The 24,295-nt window shown below is 68.6% G+C and carries 24 protein-coding genes; 7 read left to right on the plus strand and 17 right to left on the minus strand.

Annotation, left to right across the window (positions count from 1 at the left end; all coding sequences use genetic code 11):
* Positions 1–56: 56 nt before the first annotated feature.
* From ACIQLD_RS03915 to ACIQLD_RS03940, 6 genes are all read right to left on the minus strand, one after another.
* Positions 57–2,201 carry a DEAD/DEAH box helicase gene (locus ACIQLD_RS03915; RefSeq protein WP_402605254.1) on the minus strand — a complete coding sequence of 715 codons (2,145 nt, stop codon included), beginning with the start codon at positions 2,199–2,201 and terminating at the stop codon, positions 57–59.
* A 234-nt stretch (positions 2,202–2,435) separates the two neighbouring features.
* Positions 2,436–3,386 (minus strand): bifunctional riboflavin kinase/FAD synthetase, encoded by a 951-nt coding sequence (locus ACIQLD_RS03920; protein ID WP_402605256.1) that lies wholly within the window; start codon positions 3,384–3,386, stop codon positions 2,436–2,438.
* Positions 3,383–3,820: a hypothetical protein gene (locus ACIQLD_RS03925; protein ID WP_402605259.1), complete on the minus strand. Its 438-nt coding sequence runs from the start codon at positions 3,818–3,820 to the stop codon at positions 3,383–3,385. The genes ACIQLD_RS03920 and ACIQLD_RS03925 overlap by 4 nt, the downstream gene beginning before the upstream one ends.
* Positions 3,821–3,877: 57 nt before the next feature.
* Positions 3,878–4,246: a hypothetical protein gene (locus ACIQLD_RS03930; RefSeq protein ID WP_402605262.1), complete on the minus strand. Its 369-nt coding sequence runs from the start codon at positions 4,244–4,246 to the stop codon at positions 3,878–3,880.
* Entirely contained in the window at positions 4,243–5,136 is an 894-nt protein-coding gene (gene truB / locus ACIQLD_RS03935; protein WP_402605264.1) for a tRNA pseudouridine(55) synthase TruB, read from the minus strand. The genes ACIQLD_RS03930 and truB overlap by 4 nt, the downstream gene beginning before the upstream one ends.
* 42 nt (positions 5,137–5,178) lie before the next feature.
* Positions 5,179–5,832: a hypothetical protein gene (locus ACIQLD_RS03940; protein ID WP_402605266.1), complete on the minus strand. Its 654-nt coding sequence runs from the start codon at positions 5,830–5,832 to the stop codon at positions 5,179–5,181.
* 55 nt (positions 5,833–5,887) lie between these two features.
* On the opposite strand from ACIQLD_RS03940, the gene ACIQLD_RS03945 reads away from it, so the two are divergent.
* Positions 5,888–6,784, plus strand: coding sequence for an A/G-specific adenine glycosylase (locus ACIQLD_RS03945; RefSeq protein WP_402605269.1), 897 nt, complete (start codon positions 5,888–5,890; stop codon positions 6,782–6,784).
* Positions 6,785–6,822: 38 nt separating this feature from the next.
* Here ACIQLD_RS03945 and ACIQLD_RS03950 read toward each other — a convergent pair whose 3' ends face one another.
* Positions 6,823–8,484 (minus strand): LuxR family transcriptional regulator, encoded by a 1,662-nt coding sequence (locus ACIQLD_RS03950; RefSeq protein WP_402605271.1) that lies wholly within the window; start codon positions 8,482–8,484, stop codon positions 6,823–6,825.
* On the opposite strand from ACIQLD_RS03950, the gene ACIQLD_RS03955 reads away from it, so the two are divergent.
* Positions 8,467–8,823, plus strand: a complete 357-nt coding sequence (locus ACIQLD_RS03955; protein ID WP_402605275.1) for a hypothetical protein — start codon at positions 8,467–8,469, stop codon at positions 8,821–8,823. The two genes, ACIQLD_RS03950 and ACIQLD_RS03955, sit on opposite strands and share 18 nt — an antisense overlap.
* 239 nt (positions 8,824–9,062) lie before the next feature.
* Here ACIQLD_RS03955 and rbfA read toward each other — a convergent pair whose 3' ends face one another.
* The 4 genes from rbfA to nusA form a co-directional block, all read right to left on the minus strand.
* Positions 9,063–9,488, minus strand: a complete 426-nt coding sequence (gene rbfA / locus ACIQLD_RS03960) for a 30S ribosome-binding factor RbfA (RefSeq protein WP_359799394.1) — start codon at positions 9,486–9,488, stop codon at positions 9,063–9,065.
* A 95-nt stretch (positions 9,489–9,583) separates the two neighbouring features.
* Positions 9,584–12,337 carry a translation initiation factor IF-2 gene (gene infB, locus ACIQLD_RS03965; protein WP_402605277.1) on the minus strand — a complete coding sequence of 918 codons (2,754 nt, stop codon included), beginning with the start codon at positions 12,335–12,337 and terminating at the stop codon, positions 9,584–9,586.
* A gap of 94 nt (positions 12,338–12,431) precedes the next feature.
* Positions 12,432–12,686 (minus strand): YlxR family protein, encoded by a 255-nt coding sequence (locus ACIQLD_RS03970; RefSeq protein ID WP_083391685.1) that lies wholly within the window; start codon positions 12,684–12,686, stop codon positions 12,432–12,434.
* Positions 12,687–12,748: 62 nt separating this feature from the next.
* Positions 12,749–13,732, minus strand: coding sequence for a transcription termination factor NusA (nusA, locus tag ACIQLD_RS03975; protein ID WP_402605279.1), 984 nt, complete (start codon positions 13,730–13,732; stop codon positions 12,749–12,751).
* A gap of 130 nt (positions 13,733–13,862) precedes the next feature.
* Here nusA and ACIQLD_RS03980 point away from each other — a divergent pair, with 130 nt between their 5' ends.
* Complete coding sequence (locus ACIQLD_RS03980) at positions 13,863–15,218, plus strand: flavin monoamine oxidase family protein (RefSeq protein ID WP_402605281.1); 1,356 nt, start codon at positions 13,863–13,865, stop codon at positions 15,216–15,218.
* Here ACIQLD_RS03980 and ACIQLD_RS03985 read toward each other — a convergent pair.
* Positions 15,187–16,227, minus strand: coding sequence for a TIGR00730 family Rossman fold protein (locus ACIQLD_RS03985; RefSeq protein ID WP_402605283.1), 1,041 nt, complete (start codon positions 16,225–16,227; stop codon positions 15,187–15,189). The genes ACIQLD_RS03980 and ACIQLD_RS03985 overlap by 32 nt on opposite strands.
* Positions 16,228–16,369: 142 nt before the next feature.
* Between ACIQLD_RS03985 and ACIQLD_RS03990 the strand changes: the two genes are divergently transcribed.
* Positions 16,370–16,873 carry a pyridoxamine 5'-phosphate oxidase family protein gene (locus ACIQLD_RS03990; RefSeq protein ID WP_402605286.1) on the plus strand — a complete coding sequence of 168 codons (504 nt, stop codon included), beginning with the start codon at positions 16,370–16,372 and terminating at the stop codon, positions 16,871–16,873.
* A gap of 17 nt (positions 16,874–16,890) precedes the next feature.
* Here the strand turns inward: ACIQLD_RS03990 and ACIQLD_RS03995 are convergent, their stop codons facing one another.
* Together ACIQLD_RS03995 and ACIQLD_RS04000 are read right to left on the minus strand one after the other, a co-directional pair.
* Positions 16,891–18,651, minus strand: coding sequence for a proline--tRNA ligase (locus tag ACIQLD_RS03995; protein ID WP_402605288.1), 1,761 nt, complete (start codon positions 18,649–18,651; stop codon positions 16,891–16,893).
* A gap of 42 nt (positions 18,652–18,693) precedes the next feature.
* A complete protein-coding gene (locus tag ACIQLD_RS04000; protein ID WP_402605291.1) occupies positions 18,694–19,464 on the minus strand; it encodes an isocitrate lyase/phosphoenolpyruvate mutase family protein in 771 nt (256 codons plus the stop codon).
* Positions 19,465–19,543: 79 nt separating this feature from the next.
* Here ACIQLD_RS04000 and ACIQLD_RS04005 point away from each other — a divergent pair, with 79 nt between their 5' ends.
* Together ACIQLD_RS04005 and ACIQLD_RS04010 are read left to right on the plus strand one after the other, a co-directional pair.
* Positions 19,544–20,959 carry an RNB domain-containing ribonuclease gene (locus ACIQLD_RS04005; protein ID WP_402605294.1) on the plus strand — a complete coding sequence of 472 codons (1,416 nt, stop codon included), beginning with the start codon at positions 19,544–19,546 and terminating at the stop codon, positions 20,957–20,959.
* 28 nt (positions 20,960–20,987) lie between these two features.
* Positions 20,988–21,143, plus strand: coding sequence for a hypothetical protein (locus tag ACIQLD_RS04010; protein ID WP_402605297.1), 156 nt, complete (start codon positions 20,988–20,990; stop codon positions 21,141–21,143).
* On the opposite strand, the gene ACIQLD_RS04015 is transcribed toward ACIQLD_RS04010, so the two are convergent.
* From ACIQLD_RS04015 to ispG, 3 genes are all read right to left on the minus strand, one after another.
* Positions 21,101–21,967, minus strand: a complete 867-nt coding sequence (locus tag ACIQLD_RS04015; protein ID WP_402605299.1) for a hypothetical protein — start codon at positions 21,965–21,967, stop codon at positions 21,101–21,103. The genes ACIQLD_RS04010 and ACIQLD_RS04015 overlap by 43 nt on opposite strands.
* A gap of 80 nt (positions 21,968–22,047) precedes the next feature.
* Positions 22,048–22,401 carry a nuclear transport factor 2 family protein gene (locus ACIQLD_RS04020; RefSeq protein WP_402605301.1) on the minus strand — a complete coding sequence of 118 codons (354 nt, stop codon included), beginning with the start codon at positions 22,399–22,401 and terminating at the stop codon, positions 22,048–22,050.
* A 16-nt stretch (positions 22,402–22,417) separates the two neighbouring features.
* Positions 22,418–23,569 carry a flavodoxin-dependent (E)-4-hydroxy-3-methylbut-2-enyl-diphosphate synthase gene (ispG, locus tag ACIQLD_RS04025; protein WP_387183943.1) on the minus strand — a complete coding sequence of 384 codons (1,152 nt, stop codon included), beginning with the start codon at positions 23,567–23,569 and terminating at the stop codon, positions 22,418–22,420.
* Positions 23,570–23,629: 60 nt separating this feature from the next.
* On the opposite strand from ispG, the gene ACIQLD_RS04030 reads away from it, so the two are divergent.
* A complete protein-coding gene (locus ACIQLD_RS04030) occupies positions 23,630–24,256 on the plus strand; it encodes a pyroglutamyl-peptidase I (RefSeq protein WP_402605304.1) in 627 nt (208 codons plus the stop codon).
* Positions 24,257–24,295: the final 39 nt, after the last annotated feature.

Raw genomic sequence — 24,295 nt, forward strand, 5'->3', positions numbered from 1 at the left:
CCACCCGGGCCTGTTTTCCGGGCACATCCCGCGTTAAGAACAGCCGATCTTGAGGCTTACGCCCCGCCCAGCGCCTGTCGCAGCAGATGCATGAGCGCCGCCAGCTGCACGGGCTCCCCGGCCGACTCCTCGACCGCTTCCCCGTCGAGTGCGCGCGCCGCGAGCCCCTGCTTCTGATCGATCAGCTCCGCGATCTTGGTGTCGATGGTGTGCGCGGCGATGATCCGCCACGCCGTCACCGGCTCGTCCTGCCCGATACGGTGCACGCGGTCGATCGCCTGGGTCTGCTCGGCCGCCGTCCACGACAGCTCGGCGAGAACGACGTTCGACGCCGCCTGCAGGTTGAGCCCGACGCCTGCCGCGGTGAGCGAGCAGACGGCGATACCCACCTCGGGGTCGCTGTTGAAGTCGTCGATCGCCTGCTGGCGGGTCGTGGATGTCTGGTCGCCACGGATCGACACCGAGCGGATGCCTGCGGCGGCGAAGTGCGCCTCGGCCTGGTCCATGACGTCGATGTGCTTCGCGAAGAACACGACCTTGCCGACCGAACGCTGCAACTGAGCGGCGTAGTCTGCCGCCAGCGGTGCCTTGGCCTGACCGATGCGACGAACCATGGTGAAGACGTTGTCTCCCCCGGTGCCGGCGGCCTTCGACTCCTCGAGTTCGTTCTGGGCGACCAGGCGCACGATGTCGTCGTCGATCTCCCCCGGTGCGAGTCCACGGTCGCCGCGGGCCTCGATGATACGGCGGTAGCGAGCGGCGAGCCGCTCCCCCAGCTCGCGCTCGGCCTGCCGGATGCTGCGCCCGAACTCATCGTCGAGCTGCACCGGCAGGTCGGCGATCAGCTTGTCGGGAAGGTCGGCGGCGACGTCCTTCTTCTTGCGACGCACGATTCCCATCGAGATGACCGCATCGCGCGCTTCGGGGTAGAACGCCTTGTCCGCCGGGGTGAAGCCTGTCGAGTCGAGCTTCTCCATGAGCTCGGGACCCGGCTTCTCACCGGTGGTCCAGCCGAGGAAGCGCCAGATCGCGTCGAAGTCCTCCACGTCGTTGATCAGCGGCGTACCAGTGAGGGCGAGCATCAGGGGATCGTGCCCCGGAGTGCGCTCGCGCACCTGGGCGGCCAGTGACAGCACGTTCTGCGAACGCTGCGAGGAGAGGTTCTTGATGAAGTGCGCCTCGTCGACGACCATTCCGCGCAGGCCGATCGAGGCGAGCCACGACATGTGCCGGTCGAGGATCTCGTAGTTCACGATGAAGACGTCGGCGAACGCATCGATGTCGTCGCCATCACCCTGGATCACCGTCGCGCGTCGCTGCGGCGTCCAGCGCTCGACCTCGCGTGCCCAGTTCATCTTGACGACGTTGGGAACGACGACGAGCAGCGGGTACGCGCCCGCCACGGAGGCGGCGAGCACCGACTGCGCGGTCTTGCCGAGTCCGGGCTCGTCAGCGAGGAGGAAGCTGCGGTGCCCCGCCTTCACGGCTTCGAGGAACCGGGACTGGTGCACCATGACCTCGAGGCCCTTGGGCGAGATGTGGTCGAACTCCGGAGCCGGAGGAAGATCCATGGATGCCGCGGACCCGCCGGCCCCCGTCTCGAAAGCCTTGTACAGCGGACCCATGAGCTCCCAGCCGTCCAGGCGGCGACGCGGCGTCACGCTGGATCGAGGGGTCAGGTCGGGAGCGAGGAAGGGGTTGGCCAGCTGCCGAGCCTCGACGGAAGGCGGGGTCACCTGGCGCTCGGCGATCGCGGCCGGGACGGTGGAGATCTGCACCGGGGCCGCGTCGGCGATGATGAGCTCTTCCGGGGCGAGTTCGGCACCGGATTCGAGCAACCAGTCGCGACGCATGCGCTTTGCCACCGGCGATGTCGCCTGGTCGGCCTCCAGCAGTTGGATGAGCGAGGTGTCGCGCGCGGCCGTCTTGGCGAGGATGGTGGCCACGCCGTCGAGTCGCTTCAACAGCTCGGCACGGGCGGGATCGCCGATCTCGGCATCGGCCTTCACCCGGGCGCGCTCTTCACGCACCAGGAACGCGATGACCTGGAACTTCACCCTGTTCGTCGGGCCGAGCTTTCCCCGCTGCGACTTCGCCTCGATCTCACGCACCTTGCGCGCGAGGATCGGGATGAGGGGTGCCTCGTCGTCACGACGGGACGTCTTCTTGCGCCGCGTGGCGGCGGTTGCCGTGGTCGGCATGCTCCTCCTGAGCGTGAAGGCTCCGGCTTCCCCAGGAAGCCATGGGCCGTTCTCGTTGTCCGCGTGTGGCGTGAGCCAGGACCGTACGAACAGTGGATCTTCTTCCCGTCGGGGCACGCGAGAGTCGCGAGGTTCGGCGGGAGCCGCTGTCCATTCTATGTCATCGCGTTCGCGCGGATGCGATTGCCCACGCCGAACCGCCCATCCGAGACCCGGAAAGAGGTTCGCCGTCCGCTACGGCGTCAATCCGAGAGCACGTGCCGCCTCGTCGACATCGGCGCCCATCTGCTCCATCAGCTTGTCGATGCCCTCGAAGGCCACCATGCCCCGCAGCCGTTCGACGAACTCGACCGTGACGTCGTGTCCGTAGAGGTCGAGTCCGGTCTCCCCCAGCACATGCGCCTCGACCTGTCGCACGAGGACGTCGTCGAACGTGGGGTTGGTTCCGACGGAGATCGCGGACGGATGCCGGATACCGGTGTCATGGTCGACGAGCCAGCCTGCGTACACCCCGTCGGCCGGCACGAAGGCGTCGACGATGGTTGAGAGATTCGCCGTGGGGAACCCCAGTTCCCTCCCGCGCTTGAGGCCGTGCACGACCTCTCCGCGCACGTCGGGGTAGCGACCGAGGACGGTCGCGGCCACCGCGACATCGCCCTCCATCAGCAGCTCGCGGATCCAGCTCGACGACACACGGCGCGCGGAGCCGGGGAGATAGACGTCGTCGACGACCTCGACGGAGAAGCCGTAGCGGGGACCGAGTTCGCGCAGAAGCTCCGGCGTGCCCGCTCCCCTGTTCCCGAATCGGAAGTCCTGCCCGACGAGGACCGTCGAGACGTGGAGGGCGCCCACGAGGATGTCGACGACGAAGTCTTCCGCACTGCGGGCCGCGAGCTCTTCGTCGAACGTGAGCACCAGCGTCGCGTCGAGACCGAGTTCGCCGAGGAGCTCGAGTTTGCGGTCGACGGTGACCACGTTCTCCGGGCAGCGGTCCGGACGGATCACAGCCAACGGATTGCGGTCGAACGTGACCGCGACCGAACGACTTCCCGTGGCAGCCGCCACCGCCTCGAGCCGCGCGATCACGGCGCGGTGGCCGGCGTGGACGCCGTCGAACTTGCCGATGGCGACCGTGCTCGGCCCGAAGTCGTCCGGCACTTCCTCGGGACTGCGGAAGACGATCACGCGTCGACCTCGACGGGGCGCGCGACATCGGCGGGATGATGCGTGCGCAGCCACCAGATGCCGAAGACCGGCAGCACCAGAGGGATGAACAGGTACCCGCGCCCGAACAGAGACCACACCGTCTCATGCTGGAACAGGTCGGGCAGCAGGATGCTCAGCAGCCCCACGACCAGAACGCCGGTGAGCTCGAAGACGATCGCGATCCAGGCGACCGTGTACCAGCCCCGACGACGGGCCAGCACGAGGGCGAGCGTGGCGAGGATGTACACGACGGCAGCGAGGGCGGACAGCGAGTACGCGAGCGGCGCCTCGTCGAACCGGCGCACGATCTGCACGAAGCTGCGTCCGGTCGCGGCCAGCGCCATGACGGCGTAGACGATCACGAGGACGCGACCGATTCCGGTCATCCGAGAGGAGGGGGCGGTGGAGCTCATAGCGCATTCCATCCTAGAGCCGCGGGAGCCGACCGGTCTCCGCGCCGACCTCTCGCGTCACGCGATCTGGACGGTCCAGATGACCTGCATCCGCCACAGCATGATCGCGATCGCGATCGCGGCGACCCCCAGGATCACCGTGCTCCAACGACTGCGCTCCATGAGCGCCCACAGCACCGCACCGATGGGCAGCAGAACCGCCGAGACCAGGTAGACCCAGTACTCGAGCAGGTCTCCGGTCGGCGGGTTCCCCGCGAGCGGCGCGACGATGGCGACGATCACCTGGACGACGAGCAGAGCCTCCACGAGTGCCAGGGCGCCGACGCTGAAGTCGCTCGGCCGCCTGCCGATCAGCCCGGCGACGAGGCAGAAGACGCCGGCAGCGACCGCGATGGCGATCTGCGCGATCGTGAGCCACAGGATCATCGGTCGCCCTCCGGCATGTTCATGGCGCTCTTGAGGTCTGCACCGCGCTTCTCGACGATGCCGATCAGGAGTCCGTCCGGATCGATCGCCGCACCGAGCGCACTCTCGAGACGGAGGGCCTGCCCGCCCAGTCGTTTGCCGTGGCGGAGGTCTCGCGCCTGATCCCGCGACATCTCCAATACAGGGAGGATGCGTGCGGCGGCATCCCCGGGGGTCAGGGTCGGCGCCCCCTCGAGTGCGTCGAGGTCGACCGCATCCGTCACCGCGAACGGCCCGACGCGAGTACGTCGCAACGCGGTGAGGTGACCGCCGACGCCGAGAGCAGCCCCGAGGTCGCGGGCGAGAGAGCGGATGTACGTGCCCGACGAGCAGTCGACGATGACGTCGAGATCGAGATGCCCGTCGCCACGGCGACTCGCGAGCAGATCGAACCGCGAGACGACGACATCCCGTGCCGCGAGCACGACCTCTTCACCGGCACGCACACGGTCGTACGCACGGCGACCGTCGACCTTGATGGCCGACACGGCGCTGGGGACCTGAGAGATCTCGCCCGTGAGCGCCGCGATGCCGGTCGACACCGCCGCGTCGGTCACGGAGTCCCATGCTTCGGGGGCCGCGGTCGTGAGGATCTCGCCCTCCGCATCGTCCGTCCCGGTCGTCTGGCCGAGACGGATCGTCGCCGCGTAGGTCTTGTCCGCCCCCACGATGTACGTCAGGAGTCTGGTCGCCCCCTCGATGCCGATGACCAGCAGTCCGGTCGCCATCGGATCGAGTGTTCCGGCGTGTCCCACCTTGCGGGTGCCGAACGCTCGTCGTGTGCGGGCGACGACGTCGTGACTGGTCAGCCCTGCGGGCTTGTCGACGAGGAGGATGCCGGGCGAGACCATCCCCCCAGCCTACCGAGAGCGGCGCCGTGCACCGGTCGCGGGTCAGCCGCAGACCTCGTGGGAGGGTTCGACGCCGATCGTCACCGTGACGTCCCATGCGGTGTCGCTGTTCTCGCGGAATGCGAAGAAGACATGGGCGTCGGTCGCGCTCGGAAGCATGAGCCAGGTGTCGCTCCCGATCGTCGACGCTCCCTCCTGCGCGTCAGGATACGCAGTGAGCACCTCGGCCTTGGTCGTTCCGATACCCAGCCCGTCCTCCGTCACCGGTCCGGGGACCACGGCGGGACTCTCGGCTGTGGAGTACACGGAGATCTCGCGGATGGGCGCCGTCTCGCTTTCTGTCCCGCGGGCGAAGGACATACCGTAAGCAGAGTCGGCTGCCGTCCACCACGCCGACCACGAGCAGTTCGCGGTGTCGTTGGTCCAGGGCCCGGCGAGGCCGGTGAGCGTCGAGGCGAAGTCGCCCCCGACAGGGATCGGTCCGACGCCCGCCTCGTCGATGATCCAGGTTCCGGGGTCCGCCTGATCCTCGATCCTCGGCTCCGCTGTCGGGGTCGACGTGGTCGGCGCTGTTTCGCTCGGAGTGGATCCGCCGCCCGGAGTCGACGCGGGTTCCGGCGTTCCCGCGCACCCGACCAGGCTCGTCACGGCCAGGGCCGTCGCGATGATGAGTGCGCTCGTGCGTGTGTTGATCATTGATGCCCCTGTCTTCGGTCCCGGGCTCGTCTCGCCGCTCACGTAGGCTGGATGGATGCCCGATAGACAGGCCCGTCCCGAGATGAGATCGCGCCTGTCCGCATGGTATCGATCCACCGCTCGCGACCTGCCGTGGCGTCGGCCCGAGTTCCACGAGGAGTTCGGTGCCTGGGGTGTTCTCGTGAGCGAGTTCATGCTGCAGCAGACCCCGGTGACGAGGGTCATCCCGCATCTCGAAGCGTGGTTGGGTCGGTGGCCTACCCCTGCCACGATGGCGACGGCGTCGACGGCGGACGTCGTGCGGCAATGGGCGAACCTGGGGTACCCCCGACGTGCGCTCTGGCTGCACCGCGCCGCCGTCGAGATCACCGATCGCCATGGTGGAACCGTTCCGCGTGACGTGGACGCACTGCTGGCCCTCTCCGGCATCGGCGACTACACCGCCCGCGCCGTGGCCGTGTTCGCCTACGGCGACCGGCACCCCGTGGTCGACACGAACACGCGACGCGTGCTCGCCCGTGCCGTCGAGGGCCGGGCGCAGCCAGGAGCCGCGTCTCGCCACGACCTCGCCCTGATGTCATCGCTGCTGCCGGAGGATGTGGCGGAGGCGGCGGTGTTCAACGCAGCGGCGATGGAGCTCGGTGCCACGGTCTGCACGTCGCGAGCGCCGCGGTGCGACGTCTGCCCTCTCGCCGTCAGCTGTGCGTGGCTCGCGGCTGGCAGGCCGGAAACGGGAGACGGACGCCGACGCCAGGCCACCTACGAGGGGTCCGACCGGCAAGCGCGTGGCGCGGTCCTGCGCCTGCTGCGCACCCGAGATCCCGAAGCCGTCCCGCTCGATGCCGTGCTCCCGGAATGGCCCGACGCCGGCCAGCGCGACAGGGCGATCGACTCGCTCATCGCCGACGGGCTCGCCGAAGCGGATGGGTCCGTACTGTTCCTGCCCCGTTGACGACATCCCGGTGACGACAGGTCAGGGGTGACGACGATTCAGAGATGCAGTTCGGTGCGATGCGCGAGCACCGTCAGTTCGACCCGGCTGCGCACGTCGAGCTTGGCGAAGATCCGGCCGAGGTGGACTTCGACGGTCCGGATGGAGACGTTCAACACCTCGCCGATCTCACGGTTCGCCGCCCCTCGCACCGCACACATCGCCACCTCCAGCTCGCGCGCGGTGAGCCGACGCGACCAGTCGGAGCGGCATGCCGAGAGTGCGCCCACCGCGGGGACGATGCTCCCTTCTCTGGCCTCTAGTCGATCCAGCCTGCCGCGGATCGCCTTCGCCCACGCCATCGCACCGGCGAGCTCGAACAGCCGCTCGGCGTACTGGAGATGGATCCTCGCAGCGGCATGATCGTCGCGGATCGCGTGCCGGGCGCCGAGCATCGCCTCCACCCGCCCCCGCTCGAACGGCGAACGCAGCGTTCGGGCGATCTCGGCGACCTCGTCGCTCTCCACACGCCAACGCCCCTCGCCCGCCGTCGCGATGCGCTCTCGCAGCTGCCGCGCGAGAGCGATCTCCGGAGGCTCGACGGATGCGGCGGCCGGGAGGCAGTCCGGAGCGACAGCGGCCAGCTCGTCCAGTCCCGGCACGGAGATCGCGGTCTGCGGCGCACCGAGATCGGACCAGAGCCGGACCGTCGCCGCCGCATCGTCGAAGGATCCGGCCAGGAACGCCTGAACGCCGCGGTCCACGAGCTGGTCGATCTTCGTGCCGGGAGGGAGGACGATCGTGAGCGCACGCGAGAATGGTCCGAGCGTGCCGAGCACCGCCAGATCGAGGCGCCGGGCGAGGACGACTCCGAGCCCCGCGAACGGCACGGCGATGGGTAGCGTGAGCGCCGCCCGGATCAGTGCGTCCCGCGCGAGACCGATGTCTCCGCGCCAGACGAGCAGGAGAACCTCGACGATCGCGCGATACGCCTGGACGACCGGACTGTGCTCGTATCCCGGCACGAATGGATCGGGTTCGCCGGAGAACGTCGATTCCTCGGTCACGAGTAGACGCAGCGCCAGATCTATGTCGCCCTCCTCCGCGGCGCGCAGCGTGCGAAGCAGACCGCCGCTCACCGATCCGGCCGCCGTCACGTCGTGGATGTCGCGATCACCGGCGATGAGCCAGCTCAGCGCCACGACGGGATCTCGGAGGTCCTGCTCGGCACCGATCAGCGCGGCGCCGTCCCGAAGAGCATCGAGCCACACACGCATACCCCTTCGGTCTCCTCGCTCGGCGCAGAGGATGGCGGCGAGGGCGGTCGCTCTGGTCCAATGACGCCAGTCGACCCCGTCAGCTGTGCCCGGCCGTACCGTGGTCGGATCCACCTCGGGAACGGTGCCCTGCACGTAGGTCTGCGCCACGATCAGCGCTCCGAGCCCCGCCCAGCGGTGCCGTTCACCGCCATGCGGGTAGAGCGTTCCCAACCACGTCGCCGCCTCAACCGCGTATCCGGCACCGACCGCCGATGCCCCCGCGACCAGGCGCGCCTCGTCACGATCGTCGCCCATCGCGTGCTCAGCAGCTTCACGGGCGAGCAGTAGTGCGCGATCAGGGTGCCCCGCTTCGGTCAGCTGCCGTGCGACGAGGATGAGCTCCGGCGCGGTCGCCGGATCCCTCTCGAGGGACGCCCGCGCCCGATGCCAATCCGCGCTCACCCGGTCACCACGCTCGCGGAAGACCCGGCTCAGACGCTCGTGTACCCGTGCGGTCCCGGCAGCGCAGGTCGTGGCCCGCACCCATATCGCCAGACGGGCGTCGGCGAAGCGCACGTGACCGGCGTGCAGGATCAGATGGTCGCCGACTGGGGCTGCGGCGATCTCGACCGCCGTGCGTCCGTCGTACTCCAGCAGGGGCTCCAGCGAGTCGTCCAGGCACACCGCGAGCGCGAGGAGCAGCTGCCGATCACGTTCGTCGAGCCTCAGCCCGCGAACCTGCGCGCGATCGCCGGCACCAGCGGCAACGGAGTCGGCAGCGGGCGGAGACCGTGTCGTTGAGCCGGAGTCAGACGCTCGACGACCGCCCGGATCGTCGTCGCGTCGCCGCTCAGATCATCGGACAGTCGGGCGATCACGCGCGGGGCACAGCCGAGATCGTGCTCGAGCAGTTGCTCCAAGAGAAGGCCGACGGCGGCGGGCGCGATGAACGGCCCCCCAGACGTGTTCGTGCCCTCGATGCCGATCCCCCTCAGCTTCGCGGGAGGTGATCCCGCGAAGCCGAGCGTATCAAACGGCGCTCACTCCGCGTCGTCGTCCGAACGGTACGGGTCCGCGTCGCCGGCGTGGGACGCCGAGGAGGCGAGTTTTGCAACGTCGGCATCGCGCTGCTGCGCCTCACGGAGCAGTGCCCCGATGTGGTCGGCGTTCTCGGGGAGCGCGTCGGGGATGAACTCGAGCGTCGGCACGAGCCTGGTGCTCAGCTGCCGCCCGACCTCGCTGCGCAGCATTCCGGTCGCCGAGGTGAGCGCCGCACCACTGGAGATGCGCTCTTCCTCCGTGCCCAGCACCGTGTAGAACACCGATGCGTGCTGGAGGTCGCCGCTCACGCGGACATCCGTGATGGTGACGAAGCCGAGACGCGGATCGCGCAGCCCCTTCTCCAGCCGTTCGGCGAGGATCACGCGGATTCGATCCGCGAGACGAGCCTGTCGTTCGCCTGCCATTGTTCTCTCCCTGTCCAGGAACCCTCAGGGCGTCCCTCGTCTCCGCGCTCCGGGAGGAGCGGGAGCGAAGGACGCCCGAAGGTGTTTCGAATTGATCAGCCGCGAGGCTTCTCGACGAGCTCGGTCGTCTCGATCTCATCACCGATCTGGATGTCGTTGTACTTGCCGAGGCCGATACCGGCCTCGTAGTCCGTACGGACTTCGGTGACATCGTCCTTGAAGCGTCGCAGCGACTCGATGGCGAGACCATCGGCCAGCACGACACCATCGCGGATGACACGAGCCTTGGCGTTTCGCGTGATCGTTCCCGACCGCACGATGACACCGGCGATGTTGCCGAACTTCGAGGAGCGGAACACCTCGCGGATCTCGGCGACACCCGACTGGACCTCTTCGAACTCCGGCTTGAGCATGCCCTTGAGCGAGTTCTCGATCTCGTCGATCGCGTTGTAGATGACGGAGTAGAAGCGGATGTCCACGCCTTCACGGGCGGCACGCTCGCGAGCCTTCGTGTCGGGGCGAACGTTGAAGCCCACGATGATCGCGTTGTCGATCGTCGCCAGGTTCACGTCGGACTCGGTGATCGCACCGACGCCACGGTGGATGATGCGCAACTGCACCGAGTCGTCGACCTCGATCTTGAGGAGCGACTCCTCGAGCGCCTCGACGGCACCGGAGACGTCACCCTTGATGATGAGGTTGAGCGACTCGACCTTGCCCTCTTCGAGAGCACGCGTGAAGTCCTCGAGCGAGATGCGCTTGCGAGCCTTGGCCAACTGGGCGTTGCGCTCGACCGCTTCACGCTTCTCAGCGATCTGGCGAGCCATGCGGTCTTCCTCTGTGACGATGAAGACGTCGCCGGCGCGCGGCACCGAGTTCAGACCCTGCACCTGCACCGGACGCGACGGATAGGCCTCGAGGACCTGCTCGCCGTTCTCGTCCGCCATCGCACGCACACGGCCGTAAGCCGTGCCCGCGACGATCGCGTCTCCGATCCGGAGCGTTCCGGACTGGATGAGCACCGTGGCGACCGAACCGCGGCCCTTGTCGAGCTTCGCCTCGATGGCGACACCGCGAGCAGCCTTGTTCGGGTTGGCCGTCAGGTCGAGACCGGCGTCGGCGGTGAGCAGCACGGCGTCCAGGAGGTCCTGGATACCCGTGTTCGCACGAGCCGAGACATCGACGAACATGACGTCGCCACCGAACTCCTCGGCGACCAGACCGTACTCGGTCAGCTGCTGACGCACCTTCGAGGGGTTGGCGTCGGGCTTGTCGACCTTGTTCACCGCGACCACGATCGGCACGTTCGCCGCCTGGGCGTGGTTCAGCGCCTCGACCGTCTGCGGCATGATGCCGTCGTCGGCTGCGACCACGAGGATCGCGAGGTCGGTGACCTGCGCACCACGAGCACGCATGGCGGTGAACGCCTCGTGACCCGGGGTGTCGATGAACGTGATGGCACGCTCGATGCCCTCGTGCTCGGTCCAGACCTGGTAGGCACCGATGTGCTGGGTGATGCCACCGGCTTCGCCCTCGATGACGTTGGTCTGACGGATCGCGTCGAGCAGTCGCGTCTTACCGTGGTCGACGTGACCCATGACGGTGACCACCGGCGGACGGATCTCGAGGTCGTCTTCGCTCTCCGCCTCCAGCTCGGCCTCGAGGTCGAGACCGAAGCCTTCGAGGAGCTCCTTGTCCTCGTCCTCGGGCGAGACCATCTGGATCTTGTAGCCGAGCTCGGCGCCCAGGACCTCGAACGTCGCCTCATCGAGGGACTCGGTGGCCGTGGCCATCTCACCCAGGTTGAAGAGGATGGTGACGAGGGTTCCGGGCTGGACCGTGTAGCCGGTCAGCGTCTCGATCTTGTCGGCGAAGTCCGCGATCGATGCGCCGCGGCGCATGCGGATGATCTCTCCGTTGCCGCGGGTGACGTTGACGCCACCGACGACCGGAGCACTCCGCATCTCGAACTCTTGCCGCTTCGCCCGCCGCGACTTGCGCTGCTTGCTCTTGCCGCCGCCCTTGCCGAAGGCGCCTGCGGTACCACCGCCGGGACCACGACCGCGACCGCCACCGCCGCCGGGACGACCGGCGAAACCGCCGCCACCACCGGGACGTGCTCCGGGACCGCCGGCGCCGCCGGGTCCACCGGCGCCGCCGGGACGACCGGGGCCGCCGGGACGCTGCTGGAAGGGAGCGCCGGGACGACCGCCCTGGCCACCGCGAGGTGCACCGGGACGAGGCGAGCCGGGACGAGGGGCACCCGGGCGCGGTGCGCCGGGACGCGGGGCCTGCGGACGAGGGATGTTGCCGGGCGTCGGACGCTGGCCCATGCCCTGCGCGGACGCGAAGGGGTTGTTGCCCGGTCGGGGACCGGCCGGACGCTGCCCCATGCCCTGTGCGGACGAGAAGGGATTGTTGCCCGGACGCGGAGCGCCGGGAGTCGGTGCGCCGCTCTCCGCAGGCTTGGCCGCCTCGGATGCGGCAGGAGCCTCTGCCACGGGGGCCGGGGCGGGCGCCGGCGCAGCGGGCGCGGGAGCCTCGGGGGCCGGAGCCTCCGGGGCGGGCTTCGGACCGGGCTTGGGGCCCGGGGTCGGCGCCGGCTTGGCACCGGGCTTCGCGGCAGCGGGCTTCGCCGCCGCGGGCTTCGCCGCAGGAGCGGCGTCAGCCGAGCCCTTGAGCGAGCCGTCGGCCTCGATCGCCGCGCGCAGCTTGCGCGCCACCGGTGGTTCGATGGTCGAGGACGGGCTCTTCACGAACTCGCCGAGTTCCTTGAGCTTCGCAAGTGCGATCTTGCTGTCGACGCCGAGTTCGGCGGCGATCTCGTGTACGCGTGGTTTACCAGCCACAATTCTCCTGTCTGAGTCGGTCCACCCAGACAGGGCAGACCACTAGTCGCGGACGGGTCTCATTTCGAGCCGTTCACTTTGTTTCCATAGCTGTTCAGCCTTTGTTTCTTGGTGGGTGCTGTTCGAAGGTCCGTGTGTCCAACTGAGTGGTCACACGCAGTGCTCTTCCGAAAGCTCGTCGCCGCAGCGCGGCCTCCATGCATTCGGGTGTCGGATGCACCCACGCGCCACGCCCCGGCAGGACAGCACGCTCATCGGGGATGAGGGTGTCGTTCTGGGCCACCACCCGGAGAAGGGTGGAGCGGGGAGCACGCGTGCGACAACCGACGCACGTTCGTACGGGTTCCATCTTACACCTGCGTTTCACCCCGCCTCGCCCTCTCCCGGGCGCGGCGGAAGGCCGAAGCCGTGTCAGTCGAGGACGCTGTCCGGCTGGATGTCGATCTTCGCGCCGGTGAGCTTGGCGGCCAGGCGGGCGTTCTGGCCCTCCTTGCCGATCGCCAGCGACAGCTGGTAATCGGGCACCAGGGCGCGGACGGCCTTGGTATTGGCGTCGAGCACGAACGAGCTCGTGACCTTCGCCGGCGAGAGCGCGTGCGCCACGAAGGTCGGCAGATCGGCGTCGTAGTCCACGATGTCGATCTTCTCCCCTGCGAGTTCCTCGGTCACCGCGCGCACGCGACGGCCGAGCTCGCCGATGCAGGCACCCTTGGCGTTGATCGACGGGTCGTTCGCCTTCACGGCGATCTTCGTGCGGTGACCGGCCTCACGGGCCAGTGCGACGATCTCGACCAGACCGGCCGCGATCTCCGGCACCTCGAGGGCGAAGAGCTTGCGGACCAGGCCGGGGTGCGTGCGCGAGACCGTGATCTGCGGCCCCTTGAGCCCCTTGGCGACGCTGGTGACATAAACGCGCAGACGCGAGCCGTGCGTGTACTCCTCGCCCGGGACCTGCTCCTCCGGGGGCAGGATCGCCTCGACCGCACCGAGGTCGACGTGGATCATGCGCGGGTTGGGACCCTGCTGGATCACTCCGGCGACGATGTCGCCCTCTTTGTCCTTGAAATCGCCGAGCACGACGTCGTCAGCGATGTCGCGCAGACGCTGGCTGATGACCTGCTTGGCGGCGAAGGCGGCGATACGGCCGAAGTCATCCGGCGTCGCGTCCTCTTCGCCGATGATCGCGCCCTCTTCGTCCCTGACGACCTGGAGCACGGCGACGTGGCCGGTCTTGCGGTCGAGGTCGACGCGGACGCCCTCCGGCGTGACGCCGTCGGCGGAGACGTGCTTGGAGTACGCGGTCAGGATCGCCTGCTCGATGATCGCGACGAGCTCATCGAAGGGGATCGCCTTCTCCTTCTCGATCCCTCGCAGCAGACTCAGTTCGATATCCATGACGGCCTCTCTATTCAGCTCTCGTCGCGCCTGTTCGCACGCGCGACATCCGTACCACGATACCCTGTGCCCACCGGCCATCGCACGGCGGCGGCAGGGTCGGCATCCGGAGCCGCTCGAGGAGGAGCACGTGAGCACATTCGACACGATCGTGATCGGCGCGGGGATGTCGGGGCTCACGAGCGCCCGTATGCTCGCCGACGCGGGCCAGAGTGTCGTCGTCCTCGAAGGACGTGACCGCATCGGGGGTCGGATGCACACCGACCGGAGCGCCGGATTCTCCGTGGATCTCGGCGCGTCGTGGATCCACGGGATCGAGGACTCACCGCTGTGGAACCTCGTCCACGCACTCAGGATCCCGGCGATCGAGTACACGGTTGGCAGCTTCCAGGTGGGTGGACGTCCGATCGAGAACTTCGACGGCGGAGGACGCGCCATGGACGACGCAGCCACCTCACGCTGGGTCGCGGACGTCGACCTCGCCGACAGCCTCCTCGTGGAGGAGATCGCGGCCTCCTCCCCCGACGACACCTATCTCGATGTCACCGAACGCGCCCTCGACCGCTCAGGTCTGCCGCCCGAGCGCATCGATGACATCCGCGAGTTCTTCCGCCACCGCGTGGAGGAGCAGTGCGGCGCGTGGATCGGCGACCTCGGCGCGCACGGTCTCGACGAGGACGCGATCGACGGCGACGAGGTGATCTTCCCCCGCGGATACGACGAGCTGCCGCGCCGCATCGGGGCGGGCGTCGACGTGCGCCTGCAGACCGTCGTGACCCGGGTGAGCCGCTCGGCGGATGGTGTCGTCGTGCATGCGGGTGGCGCCGAGTACCGCGCGGACAGGGCGATCATCACCGTCCCCCTCGGCGTGCTCAAGGCCGGGACGATCGCCTTCGAGCCGGCTCTGCCGGATGCGGTCGCCGGTCCGATCTCGCGGCTCGGGATGGGCGTCTTCAACAAGGTGTTCGTCCAGTTCCCCGAGCGCTTCTGGAACGAGGAGACCTACGTCATCCGCGCCCTCGGCGAAGCCGGCGAGCACTGGCATTCCTGGTACGACGTCTCCGCCGTCAGCGGCATCCCCACGCTCCTGACCTTCGCCGCCGGACCGTTCGGCCGACGGATGCAGGACCTTCCGGACCACGAGATCGTCGCCGACGCGGTCAGCGCGCTGCACCTGCTCTACGGGGATGCCGTCGGCGAGCCGCTCGCGCACTGGGTCACGCGCTGGGGTGAGGACGAGTTCTCGAACGGCTCGTACTCGCACCTCGCGCTGGGTTCGACGCATCACGACCATGACGCCCTCGCGGGGCCCGTCGACGGCGTCCTGCACTTTGCCGGCGAGGCCACCTGGGGTGATGAGCCGGCCACCGTCGGGGCGGCGTTCTATTCCGGCCACAGGGCCGCGGAGCGCATCCTCGATCGTCCAGTCGACCTCGTGGACTTCGCCGCCCGCATCACCGCGCGGGAGCAGACGGAAGTGCGTTGATCGCACCGATCAGCCGGAACAGATTACCCACCTGACGCTGGTCCAGGTGCAGGATCAGACGTGGCAGGTCGAGGTTGTCGTCATCGGCCACCTCGGGCTGCCGTGGTGCCGTGCGCTCGATTCGTCCCGATGACAGCATCGAGGCGAACTGCTCGTTGAGCCCTTCGACCTCGGCGTCGGTCGGCTCGGCCCGCAGACGCAGCACCAGTGCGTCGCCGACCCATCGCAGCGAGTCGTAGTTGTGCCAGAAGCCGGTGATCTCCGCCCGGGCCGCGTCGACCGAATCCGTGATCACGACCCTGTCGAAATCGCCCTCCGAGATGACGCCCGTCGGGGCGAGGTGGTCGTCGATGAAGCTGCGCAGCCCCTGCCAGAACGTGCCGCCCGGCTCGTCGAGCAGCACGATGGGCGTCGGCTCCGCCTTCCCCGTCTGCTGCAACGTGAGCAGCTCGAACATCTCGTCGAGGGTTCCGAAGCCGCCGGGGAGGCAGATGAACCCGAGCGATTCCTTGATGAGCATGAGCTTGCGCGTGAAGAAGTACTTCATCGCGACGACGTGATCCTGACCCGCCACGAAACCGTTGGGCTTCTCTTCGAACGGCAGGCGGATGGAGACTCCCAGTGAAAGCGCGGGGCCCGCACCTTCGGAAGCCGCCTGCATGATGCCAGGACCGGCGCCCGTCACGACCATCCAGCCGTCGCCCGCCAGCGCGGCCGCGACATCGCGGGCGGTGAGGTAGAGCGGGTCGTCCTGCCGGGTGCGCGCCGATCCGAACACCGTCACCTTGGGGACCCCGCGGAACGGTGCGAACAGCCGGAACGCGTCACGCATCTCGGCCAGCGCCGCCGAGGCGATCTTCAGGTCGAGCCTGTCGGCGCCGTCTTCACCGAGCAGGATCGCGGTACGCAGCATCCGCATCACCAACCGCCGGTCGGTGTGCACTCCCGCGTCGTCGAGGACGGCGTTGATCTCGGAGCTGAGGGCTTCGGGGAGTGGTTCGTCGATCATGACACCAGGGTGTCATGCAGCCGTGCGACCGGGGGCCGCAACGCCGGTGATCAGGTCGAGACGGTCGCTGTCGCCGTGATCACGACGCCGTCGCGGTGTCAATCCCCGTGACCAGGATGACCACAGACGACACGCTGATGGCATGACCGAGATCACAGGACCCGAAGCCCTCGCCCGCGTCGCCGAGCTCGTGGAGGACATCGGCATCACGATGCTCACCACCACCGACGACGACGGCAACCTCGTGAGTCGGCCGATGTCGACCCGGCAGATGGACGACGCCGGCGACATCTGGTTCTTCACGGCCGAGGACACCGAGAAGGTCGACGAGGCACGGCAGCACCACGACGTTGGCCTCGCCTACTGCGATGCCAAGGGGATGCGGTACGTGTCCGTCGCCGGCACAGCCGAGGTCGTGCACGACCGCGCGAAGATGGAGGAGCTCTACTCGGCGTCGCTGGAGATCTGGTTCGCCGACGGCCTCGACACCCCGGGCATCGCTCTGCTCAAGGTGACGCCGACGGTGACGGAGTTCTGGGAGCCGTCCAAGGGCAAGCTCGCCCTCGCCGCAGGAGCGCTGAAGTCACTCGTCACCCGCGATACGCCGGACGACGACATCATGAACCACGGCCGCATCGTCTGCTGACGACGCGGCCGTGGATCTCACCGCGCGGCGGTGAGGCGCTCCACGACCTCGTCGACGGAGATCGCATCGCGGTCCCCCGAGGCACGGTCCCACAGCTCGACCTGGCCGTCGGCGGCCCCACGTCCGACGATGACGATCTTCGGCACGCCGACGAGCTCGGCGTCACCGAATTTCACGCCGGGTGACACCTTGGGACGATCGTCGTAGAGCACATCGAGACCGGCGGTCTCGAGTTGCGCGGAGATACGTTCCGCCACCTCGAACGCGACCTGATCACGACCTGCCGCGACGACCTGCACGTCGAACGGCGAGACCGACGCGGGCCAGATGAGGCCTTTGTCGTCGTTGTTGAGCTCGGCGATGATCGCGAGGATGCGGGTCACGCCGATGCCGTAGGAGCCCATCGTGACGGTGACGAGCTTGCCGTTCTCGTTCAGCACCTTCAACCCCAGCGCCTCGGCGTACTTGCGGCCGAGCTGGAAGACGTGCCCGATCTCCATGCCGCGCGCCAGCTCGACGGGACCCGAGCCGTCGGGGGCGGGGTCGCCGGCGCGGACGTTCGCGATCTCCACGATGCCGTCGGCGGCAAAGTCACGGCCCGCGACGACGGAGTGCGCGTGCTTCTCGTCGATGTTCGCGCCTGTGATCCAACTGGTGCCCTCGCTGATTCGGGGGTCGACCAGATAGCGGATACCGGTCGCGGATTCTTCGCCGAGCACCGCACCGGTGGGCGACCAGGGCCCGATGTACCCCTTCACGAGCAGCGGGTTGTTCTCGAAGTCGTCCGCCGTGGCCGTCTCGACCTCGGCGGGCGCGAAAGCGACCTCGGCGCGCTTCTCGTCGACCTCGCGGTCGCCGGGAATGCCGACGATGACGAGTTCGCGGGTGCCGTCGAGGTGGGTGAGCGCGAGGACGACGTTCTTGAGCGTGTCGGCTGCGGTGTACTCGCCTTCGAGCTCGCGGTTGGCATGCGCGACCAGGGTCTCGATCGTGGGCGTGTCGGGGGAATCGAAGATCACGGGAGTCCCGTCGGCGTCGAATGCGATCGCCTCCGGAACCGCGGTGGTGAACGCCTCGACGTTGGCGGCATAGCCCCCCGCAGAGCGCACGAACGTGTCTTCGCCGACGGGCGTCGGGTGCAGGAACTCCTCGCTGCGAGAGCCCCCCATCGCCCCGGCGTCGGCCTGGACGATGACGTACTCGAGGCCGAGACGCTGGAAGATGCGCTCGTATGCGTCGCGCTGCGCCTGGTAGCTGGTGTCCAGCCCCTCGTCGGAGGAGTCGAAGGAGTAGGCGTCCTTCATCGTGAACTCGCGGCCGCGGAGCAGGCCGGCCCGCGGGCGGGCCTCGTCGCGGTACTTGTCCTGGATCTGGTAGATCGTGAGCGGCAGGTCCTTGTACGAGGAGTACAGGTCCTTCACGAGCAGAGTGAAGGCCTCTTCGTGCGTGGGGGCGAGAAGGTAGTCGCCGCCCTTGCGGTCCTGCAGGCGGAAGAGCAGGTCGCCGTACTCCTCCCAGCGGCCCGTGGCCTCGTACGACTCACGAGGCATGAGGGCGGGGAAATGCACCTCCTGCGCACCGGCGGCGGCCATCTCCTCGCGGACGACGGTCTCGATCTTCGACTTGACGCGGAGCCCCAGTGGCAGCCACGCGAAGATGCCGGCGGCCTGCGGGCGGATGTATCCGGCCCGGATCAGGAGCCGGTGGCTGGCGACCTCTGCGCCTGCAGGGTCTTCACGGAGCGTGCGGAGGAAGAAGTTCGAAAGACGAGTGACCACGGAGCAAGTCTAGTGAGCCGCGGTCACTCGTCTTCGACGATGTCAGTTGAGCGCCGGGAGGTTCGCTGGCACGACGCCGCCTGCGTACAGGTCGGCCGCCAGTTCCTGCAGCGCCGTCAGCGCGACCCGCTGCGGAAGCGGACCGTAGGAGATGCGCGCGACGCCGAGCTTCTCGTACTCCGAGGCGGCGAGGGCGCCCGGGATCCCGATGACGCTGATCTTGCGCTCGCCGATGCCCTCGACGAGTTGACGTGTGACGTTCATGTCGAGGATGCCGGGCACGAACACCGCGGTCGCTCCAGCGTCGAGGTAGGCCCGGCCGCGCTGAATGGCATCGGCGATGCTCTCTTGCACGGGGCGTCCACCGGCGCGGACGAACGCATCGGTCCTGGCGTTGAGGGCGAAGGGCACTCCCTCGGCCTCCGCCGCCTTCACGATCGCCTCGACGGACGCGACGGACTCGTCGAGCGGCTTGAGACGGTCCTCGACGTTCGCCCCGACGACGCCGACACCGATGGCGAGGCGAGTGGTCTCCCCCGCATCGCCGTATCCGTCGTCGAGATCAGCGGTCACCGGCACAGGGACAGAGGCCGCGATGCGACCCACCATGTCGATCATGATCTCGCGCGGGGTGGCGCCGTCGTCGTAGCCGAACGAGGCGGCGATGCCGTGTCCGGCGGTGGCGATCGCCTGGGTCTCCGGGAGGGCGGCGACCGCCCGGGCGGAGACGACGTCCCACACGTTCACGACGCGGAGGATCTCCGGTGCGTCATAGAGTCCGACAAGGGTCTGGGCCTTGGCTGCAGTGGTCATGACTCCACGCTAACGCGGGATGACATCCGCGGGGCCGGTTCGTGCCGTTCCGCATCGTCGCCGCGCCTAGGGTGGAGCCATGCCCCAGCGCCGATCACACGTCGCCCCGTCCGCTGCGCAGACCGAGCTGGCCTCGGCACTCGCCGCATTGCGGGAGTCGTCGGATGCTCCGCTCGACTTCCCCGACGACGTCCTCGCCGAGGCAGAGGCGTCGACCGCCGCCGTGCCGGGGATCGACCTTCGCGACATCCCCTTCGCGACGCTGGACCCGGAGGGCTCTCGCGACCTCGATCAAGCCTTCCATCTGGAGCGTGCGGGAGCCGGATACACCGTGCGCTACGCGATCGCCGATGTCCCGGGGTTCGTCGTGCCAGGCGGAGCCGTGGATGTCGAGGCACGGCATCGCGGACAGACGCTGTATGCCGCGGACGGCACGATCCCGCTGCATCCACGCGTCCTGAGCGAGGATCGAGCCTCGCTGCTCGCCGGTGTCGACCGCCCGGCGCTGGTGTGGACCTTCGCCCTCGACTCCGCGGGTGTCGTCTGCGACTTCCGCCTGGAGCGCGCGCTGATCCGCTCCCGCGCGCAGCTCGACTACGCGACGACGCAGTTGTCGCTCGACCGCGGCGAGGACGGGCCGGCGGCATTGCTCCCGGAGATCGGAGCCTTGCGCATGGAGCAGGAGCGCCTGCGCGGAGGAGCGAGCCTGAATCTCCCCGACGAAGAGGTCGTGCGCGCCGAAGACGGCACCTACGCAATCGAGCGTCGCCGTCCGCTTCCCGTGGAGGAGTGGAACGCCCAGCTCTCGCTCATGACCGGGATGGCGGCAGCCACGTTGATGCTCGATGCCGGAGTCGGCATCCTCCGGACGATGCCGCAGCCGGATGATGCCGCGTTCGAGACGTTCCGGCACCAGACCGAGGCCCTCGGACGCCCGTGGACGACGGGCACGTACGGCGAGTACCTTCGCGGCCTCGACCGCGCCGATCCGATGACGCTCCCCGTGCTGGAAGCCGCTTCCTCGCTGTTCCGCGGAGCCGGGTACCTGGTGTTCGACGGCGATGCGCCGGACACCGCCGTGCAGGCTGCGATCGCCGCCCCCTACGCGCACGCGACCGCTCCCCTGCGCCGACTCGTCGACCGGTGGGCTCTGGCGATCTGCCTCGCCGCCGCGAACGGCGAGCCCGCCCCCGAATGGGCGCGCGCATCGCTCGGCGAGCTCCCCGCCCTCATGCAGGAATCCGGCCAGCGCGCATCGCGCCTCAACGCGGCGACGATCAACAGCGTCGAGGCTGCACTGCTCACGCCGCTGGTCGGCGCTACGATCGACGCCACCGTGATCGAACTGCGCGGCGAGCGTGCGGCCGTGCAGATCGCGGATCCCGCCGTGACCGCGACCGCACCGCTGCCGAAGGGTGCGAAGCCGGGTGATATCGTGCGGCTCCGCGTCGAGCGTGCGGACATCGCGAACGGCGAGGTCGAGTTCGCGCTCTGATCAGTCCGTCGACAGTTAGCCTGACCAGATGCAGCACGCCGACCTCGTCGAACGGTTCATCGCCTCCGCCTACCCGCGCGCCGAGATCGCGATCGTCGCCGGGAGCACGGCGCGCGGCGAGCGGACCGCGAGCAGCGAGCGTCAGCGCGCGGGCGTCGCCACGGTCGTCATGACCAGGAGCTGAGGATCGCTCAGGTCGAGCGACACCGTGATCGACGCGAATGCGGCGAGCGAATCGACGTGCGTTCCTCCGCAGAGGATCACGGCTTCGCCCTCCGGGAGCGCGCAATGCCAGCGACGCCGATCGACGATCGTCGGCCCTTCGGCCTCGATTCTGCTGGTGGCGCCTGAGGCGATCCAGGCGGCGAGCCGGTCGTTGACCTGAGCCGCGCGGTCGGCGAGCGTCGCAGCGAGCGTCTCGGTATCGAAACCTGCCCTGCGAAGACTCTTGCCGAGCCGGTACTCGTCGACGGCCCCGTCCTCGTGGATGCGGCTCGACTGATTGGCCCGGCCTTCGAAGTCGGGGTTTCCGAGGGCATCCTCCCCCGGGTCCTTGCGCCAGAGGTCGGAGAGAGCCAGGTCGAGCGCCAGCGAAGCGACGTGACATGCGGTGTGGCCGCGGCTGAGTTCCACGCGACGCGCGCCGTCGACGGCGAGTTCCGCCTGTGCGCCCTCTACGAGCGACGCGGGCACGGCGCCCTCGATCCGATGCCCGACGAGCCAGGTCCAGCCCTCCGCACCGCGCTTCACCGGGATCTCGCTTCCCACGGCGAACTCGCCCTCGTCGGAGATCGCCGCCATGAGCGCCTCGGTCACCGCGACCGCATCGCCGGCGACCGTGATGGTTCCGCTGTCGCCCGGTTGATCCGGCCAGGTGTGGTCGACCGGGTGGAAGGGCGTCGTATCGACGACGACGACCGCGCCGTCGCCGACACTCTCGACACGTGTGACGATGCCTTCTCCGGCGACGGTCCCGTCCGCGAAGGTCACGATGGTGGGCGTCGACATGGTGCTCCTCGGCTTCGTCGGTGGTTTCGACAGTGTTCGCAGCCGTCGTGCCGTCGCCCGACGGATCCCGGCACGACAGGTCAGTGAGACGGCGGGATGGTGAAGCTGGCGAGCTTGTCACCCTGGACGACGAAGATGCCGTCGGATTCTCCGTTGAAGACCCGGCTCGCCCATCCGAAGCGGATGCGTGTCGTGTCGCCCTCGGTCTCGGCGGAGAGCACGGTCATCTGTGCGCCGGCACCGATCGCGTCGCTGCCCGCCCATGCGCGTACACCTTCAGGACCGGCCTTGACCGTGCCCCAGTCGCTCACGAACCCGTCAGGGGTGAAGGCTGCGACGAATGCGTCGGTGTCGGCCGTGTTGATCGCATCGACCATGGCCTGAACAGGCAAGGGAAGTGCGGGAGAAGGTGTGGGCATGGTGACGTCGGACATCTCAGCTTCTCGTGGGTCAGACCGTGACGACCTGGGCGGTGCCGAGCGGGGCTTCCGGTCCCATGTCGGCGGCGATCCTGTTGGCCTCTTCGATCAGAGTGGCGACGATGTCGGCCTCGGGCACGGTCTTGATGACCTCGCCCTTCACGAAGATCTGCCCCTTGCCGTTGCCCGAGGCGACACCGAGGTCGGCCTCTCGGGCTTCGCCTGGGCCGTTGACGACACAGCCCATCACGGCGACGCGCAGCGGGACGGTCATGTCCTTGAGGCCCTCAGTGACGTTCTCAGCCAGGGTGTACACGTCGACCTGGGCGCGCCCGCACGACGGGCACGAGACGATCTCGAGCTTGCGCTCGCGCAGGTTGAGCGACTGCAGGATCTGGTGGCCGACCTTGACCTCTTCGGCCGGCGGTGCCGACAGCGAGACGCGGATCGTGTCTCCGATGCCCTCGCCGAGCAGGATGCCGAACGCCGTCGCGCTCTTGATCGTGCCCTGGAAGGCCGGCCCCGCCTCGGTCACACCGAGGTGCAGAGGCCAGTCGCCTCGCTCCGCCAGCAGCCGGTAGGCCTTGACCATCACGATGGGGTCGTTGTGCTTGACGGAGATCTTGAAGTCGTGGAAGTCGTGTTCCTCGAACAGCGACGCCTCCCAGACGGCGCTCTCGACCAGGGCCTCTGCCGTCGCCTTGCCGTACTTGGTGAGGATGCGGCGATCCAGCGATCCGGCGTTGACGCCGATGCGCAGGGAGACGCCGGCCGCCTTCGCGGCCTCGGCGATCTTGCCCACGTTGCCGTCGAACTCGCGGATGTTGCCGGGGTTCACCCGAACCGCCCCGCATCCCGCATCGATGGCGGTGTAGATGTAGCGCGGCTGGAAGTGGATGTCGGCGATCACGGGGATCTGGCTCTTCATCGCGATGATCTTGAGCGCGTCGGCGTCATCCTGATGCGGCACGGCGACGCGCACGATCTCGCAGCCGGAGGCCGTGAGCTCTGCGATCTGCTGCAGCGTCCCGTTGATGTCGGTCGTCTTCGTCGTCGTCATCGACTGCACACTGACGGGAGCGTCTCCGCCCACGAGCACCTTGCCCACCTTGATCTGCCGGGACTTGCGGCGCGGGGCGAGGACTTCGGGGATCTTCGGCATTCCGAGGTTCACTGCTGGCACCCCCCAAGCCTACGCCGCCAGGATGCAAGTGGGCTGGACGGACGCACCTACGCTGGATACATGGCAGTCGTCCTCCTCACCGGCTTCGAACCCTTCGACGGCGCCGACCGCAACCCATCCGCCGACGCCGTGACCGCTGTCGCCGCCGACTACGACGGTCCGCACGAGCTCGTCGTCGCGACGCTCCCCGTCGCGTTCGAGGCATCTGCACACCGGCTCCGCACTCTGATCGCCGAGCATTCCCCCGATGTCGTCATCGCCACCGGACTCGCCGGCGGGAGCACCCGGGTCGCGATCGAGCGCATCGGCGTGAACCTGATCGACGCCCGCATCGCCGACAACGACGGTGACCAGCCCGTCGACGCCCCCAGCGAGGCCGGCGGTCCCGCTGCTCGGTTCTCGACGCTCCCCGTGAAGCGTCTGCTTCAGGTTCTGACCGCGGACGGACTGCCGGCGCAGTTGTCGCTCTCTGCGGGAACCTACGTGTGCAATCACGTGATGTACACGGCAGTGGGCGCGGTACGGAAAGATGCCCGTGCCGGGTTCGTGCACCTTCCCTGGTCGACGACCACGGCACCCCCAGGCGCTTCGCACCTCGCCGATGAGCAACTGGGGCGCGCGGTGCGCCTCATCGTCGATCACGCCCTCGACACCGAGGCCGAGGAGTCCGGCGGCACCATCTGGTGACGTCATCGCGCCGTGTCGCTCACCCGCGATGTGGTAGTT

Origin of the sequence: Microbacterium sp. NPDC091662, assembly GCF_044756705.1 — a bacterium.
In the GTDB taxonomy this organism is placed as follows: Bacteria; Actinomycetota; Actinomycetes; order Actinomycetales; family Microbacteriaceae; genus Microbacterium.

What these genes read in the sequence shown, in the direction of transcription:
- ACIQLD_RS04010 (WP_402605297.1), top strand. Translation starts at nt 20,988, where the DNA reads ATGCAGCACGCCGACCTCGTCGAACGGTTCATCGCCTCCGCCTACCCG.
- rbfA (WP_359799394.1), bottom strand. Translation starts at nt 9,488, where the DNA reads ATGGCAGGCGAACGACAGGCTCGTCTCGCGGATCGAATCCGCGTGATC.
- ACIQLD_RS04015 (WP_402605299.1), bottom strand. Translation starts at nt 21,967, where the DNA reads ATGTCGACGCCCACCATCGTGACCTTCGCGGACGGGACCGTCGCCGGA.
- ACIQLD_RS03930 (WP_402605262.1), bottom strand. Translation starts at nt 4,246, where the DNA reads ATGATCCTGTGGCTCACGATCGCGCAGATCGCCATCGCGGTCGCTGCC.
- ACIQLD_RS03940 (WP_402605266.1), bottom strand. Translation starts at nt 5,832, where the DNA reads ATGATCAACACACGCACGAGCGCACTCATCATCGCGACGGCCCTGGCC.
- ACIQLD_RS03955 (WP_402605275.1), top strand. Translation starts at nt 8,467, where the DNA reads ATGCCAATCCGCGCTCACCCGGTCACCACGCTCGCGGAAGACCCGGCT.
- ACIQLD_RS03925 (WP_402605259.1), bottom strand. Translation starts at nt 3,820, where the DNA reads ATGAGCTCCACCGCCCCCTCCTCTCGGATGACCGGAATCGGTCGCGTC.
- ACIQLD_RS03990 (WP_402605286.1), top strand. Translation starts at nt 16,370, where the DNA reads ATGACCGAGATCACAGGACCCGAAGCCCTCGCCCGCGTCGCCGAGCTC.
- ACIQLD_RS04000 (WP_402605291.1), bottom strand. Translation starts at nt 19,464, where the DNA reads ATGACCACTGCAGCCAAGGCCCAGACCCTTGTCGGACTCTATGACGCA.
- ACIQLD_RS04005 (WP_402605294.1), top strand. Translation starts at nt 19,544, where the DNA reads ATGCCCCAGCGCCGATCACACGTCGCCCCGTCCGCTGCGCAGACCGAG.
- nusA (WP_402605279.1), bottom strand. Translation starts at nt 13,732, where the DNA reads ATGGATATCGAACTGAGTCTGCTGCGAGGGATCGAGAAGGAGAAGGCG.
- truB (WP_402605264.1), bottom strand. Translation starts at nt 5,136, where the DNA reads ATGGTCTCGCCCGGCATCCTCCTCGTCGACAAGCCCGCAGGGCTGACC.
- ACIQLD_RS03945 (WP_402605269.1), top strand. Translation starts at nt 5,888, where the DNA reads ATGCCCGATAGACAGGCCCGTCCCGAGATGAGATCGCGCCTGTCCGCA.
- ACIQLD_RS03915 (WP_402605254.1), bottom strand. Translation starts at nt 2,201, where the DNA reads ATGCCGACCACGGCAACCGCCGCCACGCGGCGCAAGAAGACGTCCCGT.
- ACIQLD_RS03985 (WP_402605283.1), bottom strand. Translation starts at nt 16,227, where the DNA reads ATGATCGACGAACCACTCCCCGAAGCCCTCAGCTCCGAGATCAACGCC.
- ACIQLD_RS04030 (WP_402605304.1), top strand. Translation starts at nt 23,630, where the DNA reads ATGGCAGTCGTCCTCCTCACCGGCTTCGAACCCTTCGACGGCGCCGAC.
- ACIQLD_RS04020 (WP_402605301.1), bottom strand. Translation starts at nt 22,401, where the DNA reads ATGTCCGACGTCACCATGCCCACACCTTCTCCCGCACTTCCCTTGCCT.
- ACIQLD_RS03970 (WP_083391685.1), bottom strand. Translation starts at nt 12,686, where the DNA reads ATGGAACCCGTACGAACGTGCGTCGGTTGTCGCACGCGTGCTCCCCGC.